This window comes from Clostridium sp. SHJSY1, assembly GCF_031626875.1.
In the GTDB taxonomy this organism is placed as follows: Bacteria; Bacillota; Clostridia; order Clostridiales; family Clostridiaceae; genus Clostridium.
On sequence record NZ_JANDMF010000007.1, the window covers coordinates 18,858 to 30,740 of the forward strand.

An 11,883-nucleotide genomic window follows, 5' to 3' on the forward strand; every position below is an offset into this window, starting at 1 on the left:
CTAAAATTTTAATCTCTATTTATCATTTAATCTTATAAATTGTGTATTTTTTATCCAAAAGTCTAAAAAGTGAAACAATTACTCCCAATATTGCTATTATTGCACCAATCTTATATGTGAAATTCATGGAACTTATAAAAATATCAGGACTTCCAGAAGAAAGTGCAGAAACATGGGTTCCCAATTTTGAACTCATATGGCTATAAAAAATGGATATTGAAATAGAAATACCACTAGTCATACCTAAATTTCTTATTAAAGAATTCATACTTCCTGATATCCCAAGTTTGTCTTTTGGAGCAGATGACATAACACCTGCATTATTAGGTGATTGAAATAACCCATAACCACATCCAAGTATAGTCATGCTGATAATTATAAATAAATTAGATGAAGTCAATCCTAAAAAAGACATTATAAATATTCCTAAGCATGTAAAGAAAATTCCAATAAAAGTTGGGATTTTATAGCCTATCTTATCACATAATATTCCACTAAGTGGGGCCATGATAGCTGCTGTAACAGGATAAACCATCATTATAAAACCAGCTTTCTGTGGTGAAAAACTCAATACATGTTGCAAGTAAAATGGTTGTATTATATTTGTAAAATATATAACACAATAGGATATAAAAGCACAAAATATCCCAGCTGAAAAAATTTTGTTTTTAAAAAGTATAAAATCTAGCATTGGAACAGGAGCTTTTGTTTCAATATAACAAAAGGCTATAAAACTTATAGAGCATATAAAAAATCCAAGAATAATTGGTATACTGCTCCATCCAAGAGATTCACCATTTAAAAGAGAAATAAAAAATGCTGCTACAGCTATTGCAAAAGTTATAGTACCTTTAATATCAAAAGTTTGATTACCTTTAGACAATTTCTCTTTAGGAAGATATTTAACACCAGCTAAATATGCTAAAATACCTATTGGAATATTTATTAAAAATATTATTTGCCAACTAAAGCTTCCTACTATAAATCCACCTAACGGTGGTCCAACCATAGTGCCCAATGCAACTACAGTTCCTAGTGTGCCTGTAGCTCTTCCTCTTTCTTCTAATGGGAAAACCATTGTAATAATGCCAAAATTACATGACATCATCATAGAAGCTCCTAAGCCTTGTACAATTCTTGCAATAATCAAGAAATATATTGTTTTAGAGCAAGCACACAGTAGTGAACCTAGTGAGAATATTAAGAAACCATTTTGATATATGTTCTTTTTGCCTTTCATATCAGCTAGCCTGCCAAACATAAGTACAAAAGTTGAAATAATTAAAAGATAACTTGTAACAACCCACTGTATACTATCTAAATCTACTGCAAGTGATGATGCCATTTGGGGGAGGGCTACATTGACTATATTTATATCTAAAGTAGTCATAAAGGAACCCACCAATACTACTGCAAGAGTTTTTAGTTTTTCTTTTTGCAATTTAATCCTCCCGTTTATTGTTTAATACTATAATATTACAAATTAATTAAATTGATACTTTTTTAACTTCTTATCTATATAGTATGCAAAAAGAATTCATTTCCTAATATTAAAAAAAATTAAACTATAGTAAAATTTTTTTAATAGGCAATTTAATATGTATAGTTATAATATCAGCATGACATTCAGCCCAAATCTGTCCATGGTGAAGTTCAACTATTTTTTTACAAATTGCAAGGCCTAATCCTGAACCTTCAACAGTACTTGATCTTGAGATGTCAACTCTATAAAACTTTTCAAACATTTTATCTAATTTATCTTGAGATAAATGTTCACTTTTGTTAGATATAGAGATTATAACATCATTATTATGAATATTTGATTCAACGATTATGTCAGATGGTTTAAGAGCATATTTTTCCGCATTACTTATCATATATGTTAAAATTTTTATAGAAGCAGCTAATCCAATATGGTTAGCTGCTATTTTTAGTTGTTTATATTTACAAATATGACATATAGGTGTCTTATTTATCCTTGTACAATAATTAAGAAAGGACGTGTTACAATGAAAAAAGAAGTACTTGTATTTATTTTTGATGGATATGCAGATTGGGAAAGTGCCTATATTTGTTCAGAACTCAATGGAGCAGAAACAGATTATGTTGTAAAAACTTTAAGTCTAGACAAGGAGACTAAAATTTCTATGGGAGGTTTTAGAATTCTTCCTGATTATGATGTAAATGATTATCCTCAAAATTTCGAGATGTTACTTTTGATTGGTGGTGATGCTTGGATGAAACAGAAAAATAATGATATTGAACTTGTTGTAGAGCATGCCATAAGTAATCATATTCCAATTGCAGCAATATGTAATGGAGTTAATTTTTTGGCAGAAAAGGGGCATTTAGATAAAATCAAACATACAGGAAATACATTGGCATATATGAAATCACAAGCACCACATTACAAGGGAGATAGGAATTTTATTGAAAAACAAGTAGTTTGTGATTTAGGTATAATAACTGCAAATGGTACAGCTTCATTAGAATTTGCTAGGGAGATCATGTTGTGTTTGAATTTTAAGTCTATAGAAAAAATCGATGAATGGTATAGATTTAACAAGTTGGGATTTTATGAAAAATAAGGCAATATAATTTTAGTGATTTCTTATAAATTTCATACTTTATTATTTAAAATACTCAATATATTTAAGATGAGTTTTTTTATATTAGTTTTATTGAATATTGTTTATTTATGCTCATATTAACTTATCAATATAATAATGAAGACATTTGAAACAGGGAAGGTAAAGGATTACAATGATAATGAGGTGAGATTATGATTTATATAATAATTTTTCTAGTATTGTTAGGATTCTTCTTATGTAATGATGAAAATGATTATGAAAAAAGGTTAAGTAAGTCTAAAATTGAGACTAGCCAATTTTTAACGAAATCTCGTACACTTCACTTTTAACTAAAATAGTTTTATATTAACAAAATAAAGTATAATTTTTCAGATGGAAATAAAAATCCATCTGATTTTTTTTACACTAAAAATGCACTTATTGGTTAAGAAATAATAACCTATGATATAATGATAAATAGGAAAGTAGATTATGGAGAAAATATTCATTATTTTTCAAATAAATATATAATAGAATTTAAAATATGGAGAGGCGGTGAATATCATAAAAAAGGATTAAAATAATTTAAAGAGTATTTAGATATTCAAGATTTAGATGTTGGGTATCTAGTTATTTATAATTTTAATAAAGATAAGGAGTATAAAGATGAGATAATAACTTATGAAAAAAGAAATATTTATAGTATATTTATAGATAATTAGTCTTGATTATAAAGAAATTATAGACTTATTAGACTGATTTATTTTAAATTAATGCTGTATTTAAAAGTTTACAAATAAATAAGGAAAAAACACTTTTTATAAGAAAAATGTAGTAAAATTGGTTTTAAAATCATAAATGCAAATACTACAAAAATTGTGTATAATATAGAAAATAAGAAAGTGGTGAAAACAATGGGAGAAAAAGAATTTTATGTTCTTGAGTATGTAAATGAAAGAATTAATGGAAATGATAAAGTGAAGTATAATTGTGATATAGAGGAAGAGTTTGCAGTAAATGAAATAGCACATTATTTGAAAAGACTTGTATCTAAAAGATATATTACAGGAAGAGATTGGGCAGTAACAAATGACCAAGATGTAAGTAAGTACAAAAATAATGTTGTTTCTATAGATTATAAAAAACTTAAGTTAACTAATGTAGCAAGAAAAGAAATGAATAAAAAATGTGTTTAATTTATTTTAGAAGTTACTATATATGTAGTTAGAGGAAGAAGGGCGAAAGCTCTTTTTTTCATATGTGAAAGAATGCTGTGAATAAAGTTTTAATATTAAGTCCTTGGAAATATTATATTTTCATGGGCTTTTATTTTAGTGATAAAGTTACAGAAAATAATAGACATACTAAATACAATATAATCATGCGAGAAAAGCAATATGAATTTATTGTTTAGATAAAAGATATTAAAAAATTAAGTAATATCATAAAGGAGAATCTTGTTGTGGAAAATGAGAAAAAGAAAGTTATAAGAAAGAAAGCTCAAGTTTTAAAAAATCAATGTGTTGCTTGTGGTACCTGTATAAAGGAATGCCCAATAAGTGCTATAAAGGTTGTTCAAGGTGTATTTGCAGAAGTTGATCAAACTAGATGTGTTGGATGTGGGAAATGTGAAAGAGCATGTCCAGCTTCGGTTATAGAAATTATAGCTAAAGAAGAGGTGAAATAATATGGCTAAAACTAAAAAGAAATCATGGAATGAATATTTATGGATTGCTTCAACAGTATATTTGTTTTTAGGTGTATTTAATATACTTTTTGCATGGATTGGTTTAATCTGTTTTGCAATTCCACTAATTATATCTATCTCTGGTGGGGGGAAGACTTATTGCAATAGTTATTGTGGAAGAGGTCAACTTTTTAAACTTTTAGGAAAAGAATTTAAATTATCAAGAAATAAACCAATGCCAAAGTTTTTTAGAAGTAAATGGTTTAGATATGGATTTTTAGTATTTTTTCTTATTATGTTTATAAATATGATTTTCAGCACTTATTTAGTTTTTTCAGGGACTAATAATATGAAGGAAGTAGTGACTTTACTTTGGACCTGGAAAATGCCTTGGCAGTGGGGTGATACTAGTTTTGTTTCGCCTTGGATTGCTCAATTTGCCTTTGGTTTTTATAGTGTAATGTTAACTTCAACTATATTAGGAATAATTACTATGCTTTTATATAAACCACGCTCATGGTGTGTATATTGTCCTATGGGAACAGCTACTCAAGGAATATCATTAATAAAATATAGTGTGAAAAATAAATAACTAAATTGATATGTTGAGTTATCATTACTCTATTCACCTCACATTTTCCATAAAGTGTGGGGTGAATTTTCTTTAATTTAATCATATTGTAATTGCTTGATGGATAATACATTATTTCAGTAAATAGTAAGACATAATTAAGACACAAATTGAATTATTATTTAAGTTATAATTTGAGCATATCAAAGAAATGAAGGGATGGATTGAGAATGTTAAACAAAAAGGCAATAAAGAAAAATAAGGCAATAAGATTAGGTATACAGTTATTCTTTTTAGTATTAGTATTATTAATTTCAATCAATCACCAATTAGTAGAAAAAGGATTGTCAATACCATTTATAGGTTCAGCATCATTACATGCAGTATGTCCTTTTGGTGGCGTTGTTTCAATGTATTCACTTATAACAGAAGGTACTTTTGTTCAAAAAATTCATGAATCATCTTTTGTTATGTTAGGGATAGTAATATTTCTAGGGATAGTATTTGGACCAGTATTTTGTGGGTGGATATGTCCATTAGGTACAGTTCAAGAGTTTATTGGGAATATAGGAAGAAAGATATTTAAAAATAAATATAATAGATTTATATCATATAAGGTTGATAAATATTTAAGATACCTAAGATATTTAGTTTTAGTTTGGGTTGTATATATGACAGCTAATTCAGGAAAATTACTATTTGCCAATATAGATCCATATCATGCATTATTCAATTTTTGGACTTCAGAAGTTGCAATAGGTGGATTAATATCTTTAAGTATAATTATTATTGCATCACTATTTGTTGAAAGACCTTGGTGTAAATATGTATGTCCATTTGGAGCTGTTTTAGGTGTTACAAATTTAATGAGTATATTTAAAATTAGAAGAAATGAAATTACTTGTGTAAGCTGCAAAAAATGTAACAATTCTTGTCCTATGAACATTGAAATATCTGATAAAGATGCAGTGACAAATCATCAATGTATAAGATGTTTAAAATGTACATCAGAAGTATCATGTCCAATAGGGGATAACCTTATGTTAAGCGCGAAGGGAGAGAAATAGATGAAAATTAAGACATTAACTTTAGCCATGGTACTATTTTTAATATTTTTTGGAGGAATATACAGCAGCAATTTAGCAGGACTTTGGAAAACAGAATCCTCAAAAACAGTGAGGACAATACAAAATGGTAACTCATCAGGACAGAAAAATCCAGCGGATATAAAAGGTTCGTTTAGTTTTTTAGATATAAGCAACAACTTTGAAATTTCAGTTGAGGATCTTCAAAAAGCTTTTGATATTAAAAATGTTGATAATATTAAAGAATTTAAGTGTAAAGACTTAGAGGCTTATTATGGTGAAAATCTATCAAATGAGATAGGTACTGGTTCAGTAAAAATGTTTGTAGCTTTATATAAAGGAGTAGAATATGGAATAGAGGAAGATACATATTTGCCTAATACAGCAGTTAGTTTTCTTAAAGAAAAAGTAAATTTATCAAGGGAAGAGTTAGAATATATAGAAAACCATGTTGTGGATGCATATAAAAAATAAGAAATTTTTATGTAAAAAAGATAATAAATAAAGTAAATGAAGAGGTATATTTTAGAAATGAAATATACCTCTTCATTTCTTTTAGAATTCATTAAGTAATTCCATTATTATTTTATATGTATTGGCTAAATTTGTCTTAAGGAGTATGATTATTATTGTAAATTAGAAAGGAGAGTTAAAATTAATGATGAAATTTAAAGAAATTTTAAAAGCTAAAAATAATATTAGGAAAATAGCTCTTTTTATAGGATTAGCAATAATATCATCCATAAGTATATATTTTATTTCAACAAATGAAAATATGTATGGAAAACCAATAGCAAAAGTATTGTCAATAGAAGAGGAGTCAAATCAAAAAAATACTGAAAATGAGAAAATTGAACCAATAAAAAAACAAAAGATGAAAGCCATTATAATGAATGGGGAGCATAAAGGAGAGCAAGTTGAAATTAATAATGAAACTTCATTCTCTCAAATTAATGATTTAGATTTGAAAGTTGATGATGAGGTGTTTATTAATATCTATGAAAAAAATGGACATATTGAATCTACGAGAATTTCAGAATTTAAGAGGGATAAGTACATTGTATATATAGTTAATATTTTTATTTTTTTAATATTATTTATAGGTGGAATTAAAGGTTTTAGATCTTTAGGAAGTGTTGTTATAAATATTGCAATTTTATTTATTTTGATTAACCTATTTTCAAATGGATATGATTTTACTATCCTCTCTGTAATAGCAAGTATCTTATTTATAGTTATTTCAATATTAATAGTTTCTGGGAAAAATAAAAAATCTTTGTCAGCTATAATTGGGACTATATCAGGAACTATAATATCTATGATAATTGCTGGAATAGTTATAAAATCAAATAATTGGAGTGGTATACATTTTGAAGATATGGAATTTCTTACTCACCCACCAGAAAAGATATTTTTTATTGAACTTATCATAGGAACCTTGGGAGGAATAATGGATATAGCTATATCTATAAGCTCTGCAGTTAAAGAACTTTATGATACTAATCCCAATATAGAGAGAAAGAAGTTAATTGCATCAGTAAAAGAAATAGGACAAGATATCATGGGAACTATGGCAAATACTTTAGTTTTTGCTTATATAAGTGGAAGCATACCTATGATTTTATTGCTTTTAAGAAATGGAAATCCTATTTCATATATAATAAATATTAATCTTTCCTTAGAATTTATGAGAGCAATTACTGGAAGCATAGGAATTGTATTAAGTATTCCTATAACCATTTATGTTTCTATATTAATTTTTAAAAATAACAAAATGGAAGAGGTATAAAAGGGATGAATACAATATTAATATTACTTATAATTTTATTTATTTTAATGGCTTTTATTGGTGGGGGCAGAGGGGTGAAATCATTTTTTACACTAATTTTAAATTTTGTACTACTATTTTTGATGTTTATATTAATAGGTGCCAAGGTTGATCCTATTAAAGTAACTTTTATAGGTGCAATTTTAATAAGTTATATTACACTATTTTTTATTAATGGATTTAACAAAAAGACACTATCAGCTTTATTATCTGTAACTCTTGTTATATTGATAGTAATAGTAATTACATACAAGATGAGTATAAATGCTAATATACAGGGATTTGGAAATGAGCAGGCTGAAACGATTGCATATTATTCTTTTTATGTTCAACTTAATTTTTCTAAAATAGTAATATGTGAGATTCTAATTGGATTGTTAGGTGCAGTTATTGATGTTGCTATATCTATAACTTCATCAGTAAATGAAGTATATACAAATAATCCTAATATGACAAAAGGAGAACTTTTTAAATCAGGAATGAATATAGGTAAAGATATTTTAGGAACTATGACTAACACATTACTTTTTGCATATATAAGTGGATTTATGACTTTAATAATATACTTTAGTGAACTTAAGTATTCCTTAGGAACTATTTTAAATACAAAAGTTTTTGGGTCAGAAGTATTTCAAGTTGTTTGTTGTGGAATAGGAATTATTCTTATTATCCCTATTACTGCATTTATATCATCAAATATCATGCTTTTTCATAGAAAAGAAAGTTAAGAAGTTAACTATATTAAAAATAATTTTAATGTTTTAAATGTGATAGTATAATATATATTGAGAATAAATTTAATAAGATCATTGAAGTTTATAATAAATATATTACACTTTTGGAGGACAAAGATGGCTAGACCAATAAAATTTAGAAGAGTTGAGTTTTTCCCAGAAGATAATTATTTTGTACCTTGGGGAAAACCAAAATGTGAACTGGAAGAAATTGTTCTGAAGGTTGAAGAACTTGAAGCAATGAGGCTTAAAGATATAGAAGAATTAAATCAAGAAGAATGTGCAGAAAAAATGCAAGTATCAAGACAAACATTTCAAAACATAATTGACAGTGCAAGAAAAAAAGTTGCTATTGCTTTAACAGAAGGAAAAGCAATTAATATAAATGGAGGAAATTACACTACAAATCACTGTAAATTTAAATGTTTAGATTGTGAGGAAATATATGAAATAAACTATGATCAGGATAGATCAGTTTGCCCAAAATGTGGTTCGGAAAAAGTAATGTGTAACAAGAAAAAACAATTTTGCAGGAAATGGTGTAATAGAAAATAGTGGTTATTGATAATAAGAAGATTAGCTAGAAAATAAATTCCAGCTAATCTTTTTGCTATAATTTATTCATTGTGGCATTCATGTTCATGGGCATGACAGAAGTCCCCAGAATCTTTAAGAGATCCTTCAAGCCAATTTAAAGTTACAGTTTTTACATCTCCTGAGCAGCCTCGCAAAACTTCTATTCCTGCATTATTAAGAACTCTTACAGCGCCTTCTCCCATATTGCCTGCTAACATAACTTTAACACCTATGTCAGAAAGAGTTGATGCGATATTTGATTTACAACCACAACCTGTTGGTGACTGAACAGTTTCAGAAGCTGTTATTTCCTTAGTTTCTGTATTAACTGTGAAAACAGTGAAGTATTCACAATGACCAAAATGATCATCAATATTATTGTTACGTGATGGTAATGCAATTTTCATAATAACCTCCATATAATACGATAAATTAGCATATGAAACACAAGTTATTGGCATATGCCCTTTATGTATATGATATACTTATGACGATTATATGTCAATAATCACATTATGAATCTACTTTTCAGCTATTACTCCATAAAAATGTTCACCAATATTTATATTAGATATGTTTGAAAAATTAAGGATTTTTAAAAGGTCTATCAGTTCTATTTGTAGAGTGTGACTAAATCACATAAATTAATAAAAATCTAATATATACTAAACACATAGCAAATTTGAATTAAGAATAATAAAAGATTTGGCATAAGGTTAAAATAAGTTAAGCTATTAAAAATAATAATTTATATAAAATTTAGGGAGGAATTAAAATGTTAGGATTTTTAAAAAGGGAGCAAGTAAAAAATGTTAATGTAAATGAAATGGATGATTTAATTGGAAATGTTGACTTAATAGATATAAGAGAAAAGTATGAATATTCAAGTGGAAGTATAAAAACAGCAAAGAATATACCGATGGGAGAACTTTTAGATAACCCAGAAAAGTATTTAAAAAAGGACAAAGAATATTACATAATGTGTCAATCGGGGGGAAGAAGTGCAAGAGCTTGTGGGACACTTTCAAGTCAAGGATTTAATGTGATAAATGTTTCTGGTGGAATGGGGGCATATAGAGGAAGTAAAAGAAATTAATCAACAGTTGGAGGAGAGGTATTTATGAAAAGAAAGATGTTAATAGTAGGCGGAGTTGCAGGAGGTGCATCAGCTGCAGCAAGACTTAGAAGACTTAGTGAAGAAGATGAAATAATAATGTTTGAAAAAGGACCTCATGTATCCTTTTCAAATTGTTCACTTCCATATCATTTAAGTGGAATTATAGATGAAGCTAATAAATTAGTTCTAATGAGTCCAGAAAAATTTTTAGCTCAATATAATATTCAAGCAAGGGTAAACAATGAAGTATTATCCATAAATAGAGAAGAAAAATATGTAGAAGTTAAAAATTTAGTAACAGGTGAAAAGTACAAAGAAAATTATGATAAGTTAATCCTTTCTCCAGGTGCTAAACCAATTATGCCTAATATTTCTGGGATAGAAGATGTTAATGTATTTACTATAAGAAATGTTGTAGATATAGATAAGTTAAATAGATATATTAAAGAAAATGAAATAAAAGATATAGCAGTAATTGGTGGTGGATATATAGGTGTTGAAGCTGCAGAAAATTTAAGAGAAGCAGGGTATGATGTTTCTCTAATAGAATCAACTGAGCAAATATTAAAACCTTTTGATTATGATATGGTTCAAATATTTCATAAGGAAATTTATGATAAGGGAATAAATTTAATTGTGGGAGATAAGGTTGAACAATTTGAAAAAGACACAGTAGTTTTATCTTCAGGCAAAAAGATTAGTGCAAAGGCTGTTGTTATGGCAATAGGGGTGTCTCCAGAAACTTCATTAGCAAAAGATGCAGGTATAGAAATTGGAGAAACAGGTGCAATAAAAGTAGATAAAAATTACAAAACTAATGATGAGGATATTTATGCAGTTGGAGATGCTATAGAGGTGTATAATTCATTAACCCATTCAGAAACAAAATTATCTCTTGCAGGCCCAGCTCAAAAACAAGCTAGATCTGTTGCAGATAATATAAATGGAAGAGAAGGATTAAATAATGGATACATAGGCTCTTCTGCAATAAAAGTTTTTGATTATAATGGTGCATCTACTGGATTAAATGAAGCACTTATAAAATTCCTGAATCTAAAAATAAAATATGAAGTAGTAAGGATAATTCTTAATGATAAAGTTGGGATTATGCCTGATTCATCTCCATTACACCTTAAATTATTATATGAAGTTCCAACAGGAAAAGTTTTAGGAGCCCAAGCTATAGGGAAAGGTGATGTTACTAAGAGAATAGATTTAATAGCAGCAATTATAAAATTAAATGGAACTGTTGAAGATTTAAAAGATTTAGAATTGTGCTATGCACCACCATTCTCTACAGCAAAAGATCTTGTTAACTATGCTGGATATGTTGGATCTAATCTTTTGAATGGAGACTTTAAGCAGGTTAATGTTGATGTGGTAAGAAAACTCGTAGAAGAAGATGCTTATATAGTGGATGTTAGAGAAAGAGGGGAATATGCTAATGGACATATAAAGAATTCTGTTAACATTCCATTAAGTGAACTTAGACAAAGAGTAAATGAAATCCCAAAAGATAAGCCAGTTTATCTACATTGTAGAACAGGTCAAAGAAGCTATAATGCTGCTTTAGCCCTTCAAAATCTTGGATTCAAGAATATTTATAATATAACAGGAAGCTTTTTAGCCATATCATTATATGAATATTTTAATGATAAAACTAATGATAGAGAGAGTATTGTAACTGAATATAATTTTAAATAATATGTAATGGA

Annotated in this window: 15 protein-coding genes; 12 read left to right on the forward strand and 3 right to left on the reverse strand. The window is 27.6% G+C overall.

Annotated features, from left to right (window positions below; translation table 11 throughout):
• Positions 1-22: 22 nt before the first annotated feature.
• Together NNC19_RS05740 and NNC19_RS05745 are read right to left on the reverse strand one after the other, a co-directional pair.
• Positions 23-1,441 carry an MFS transporter gene (locus tag NNC19_RS05740; RefSeq protein ID WP_310937669.1) on the reverse strand — a complete coding sequence of 473 codons (1,419 nt, stop codon included), beginning with the start codon at positions 1,439-1,441 and terminating at the stop codon, positions 23-25.
• A gap of 124 nt (positions 1,442-1,565) precedes the next feature.
• On the reverse strand, positions 1,566-1,877 hold the full coding sequence (locus NNC19_RS05745) for an ATP-binding protein (RefSeq protein ID WP_310937670.1): 312 nt from the start codon (positions 1,875-1,877) through the stop codon (positions 1,566-1,568).
• Positions 1,878-2,009: 132 nt separating this feature from the next.
• On the opposite strand from NNC19_RS05745, the gene NNC19_RS05750 reads away from it, so the two are divergent.
• The 10 genes from NNC19_RS05750 to NNC19_RS05800 all read left to right on the forward strand — a co-directional run bounded on the left by NNC19_RS05750 (position 2,010) and on the right by NNC19_RS05800 (position 9,030).
• Complete coding sequence (locus NNC19_RS05750) at positions 2,010-2,588, forward strand: type 1 glutamine amidotransferase family protein (RefSeq protein WP_310937671.1); 579 nt, start codon at positions 2,010-2,012, stop codon at positions 2,586-2,588.
• A 194-nt stretch (positions 2,589-2,782) separates the two neighbouring features.
• A complete protein-coding gene (locus NNC19_RS05755; protein WP_310937672.1) occupies positions 2,783-2,920 on the forward strand; it encodes a hypothetical protein in 138 nt (45 codons plus the stop codon).
• Between the two features lie 564 nt (positions 2,921-3,484).
• Positions 3,485-3,766 (forward strand): hypothetical protein, encoded by a 282-nt coding sequence (locus NNC19_RS05765; RefSeq protein WP_310937673.1) that lies wholly within the window; start codon positions 3,485-3,487, stop codon positions 3,764-3,766.
• 266 nt (positions 3,767-4,032) lie between these two features.
• Positions 4,033-4,257, forward strand: coding sequence for a 4Fe-4S dicluster domain-containing protein (locus tag NNC19_RS05770; RefSeq protein WP_310937674.1), 225 nt, complete (start codon positions 4,033-4,035; stop codon positions 4,255-4,257).
• 1 nt (position 4,258) lies between these two features.
• The gene (locus NNC19_RS05775) at positions 4,259-4,849 is read left to right on the forward strand and encodes a 4Fe-4S binding protein (RefSeq protein ID WP_310937675.1); all 591 of its coding nucleotides are present in this window, start codon (positions 4,259-4,261) and stop codon (positions 4,847-4,849) included.
• A 209-nt stretch (positions 4,850-5,058) separates the two neighbouring features.
• Positions 5,059-5,895 carry a 4Fe-4S binding protein gene (locus NNC19_RS05780; RefSeq protein WP_310937676.1) on the forward strand — a complete coding sequence of 279 codons (837 nt, stop codon included), beginning with the start codon at positions 5,059-5,061 and terminating at the stop codon, positions 5,893-5,895.
• Positions 5,896-6,387 carry a hypothetical protein gene (locus NNC19_RS05785; protein ID WP_310937677.1) on the forward strand — a complete coding sequence of 164 codons (492 nt, stop codon included), beginning with the start codon at positions 5,896-5,898 and terminating at the stop codon, positions 6,385-6,387.
• 184 nt (positions 6,388-6,571) lie between these two features.
• On the forward strand, positions 6,572-7,702 hold the full coding sequence (locus tag NNC19_RS05790; RefSeq protein WP_310937678.1) for a YibE/F family protein: 1,131 nt from the start codon (positions 6,572-6,574) through the stop codon (positions 7,700-7,702).
• 5 nt (positions 7,703-7,707) lie between these two features.
• Positions 7,708-8,469, forward strand: coding sequence for a YibE/F family protein (locus tag NNC19_RS05795; protein WP_310937679.1), 762 nt, complete (start codon positions 7,708-7,710; stop codon positions 8,467-8,469).
• Between the two features lie 123 nt (positions 8,470-8,592).
• The gene (locus tag NNC19_RS05800) at positions 8,593-9,030 is read left to right on the forward strand and encodes a DUF134 domain-containing protein (RefSeq protein WP_310937680.1); all 438 of its coding nucleotides are present in this window, start codon (positions 8,593-8,595) and stop codon (positions 9,028-9,030) included.
• 62 nt (positions 9,031-9,092) lie between these two features.
• On the opposite strand, the gene NNC19_RS05805 is transcribed toward NNC19_RS05800, so the two are convergent.
• On the reverse strand, positions 9,093-9,458 hold the full coding sequence (locus NNC19_RS05805; RefSeq protein WP_310937681.1) for a NifB/NifX family molybdenum-iron cluster-binding protein: 366 nt from the start codon (positions 9,456-9,458) through the stop codon (positions 9,093-9,095).
• A gap of 368 nt (positions 9,459-9,826) precedes the next feature.
• Here NNC19_RS05805 and NNC19_RS05810 point away from each other — a divergent pair, with 368 nt between their 5' ends.
• Together NNC19_RS05810 and NNC19_RS05815 are read left to right on the forward strand one after the other, a co-directional pair.
• Positions 9,827-10,147 carry a rhodanese-like domain-containing protein gene (locus NNC19_RS05810; protein ID WP_310937682.1) on the forward strand — a complete coding sequence of 107 codons (321 nt, stop codon included), beginning with the start codon at positions 9,827-9,829 and terminating at the stop codon, positions 10,145-10,147.
• A gap of 24 nt (positions 10,148-10,171) precedes the next feature.
• Complete coding sequence (locus NNC19_RS05815) at positions 10,172-11,872, forward strand: FAD-dependent oxidoreductase (protein WP_310937683.1); 1,701 nt, start codon at positions 10,172-10,174, stop codon at positions 11,870-11,872.
• The last annotated feature ends 11 nt before the right edge of the window (positions 11,873-11,883 follow it).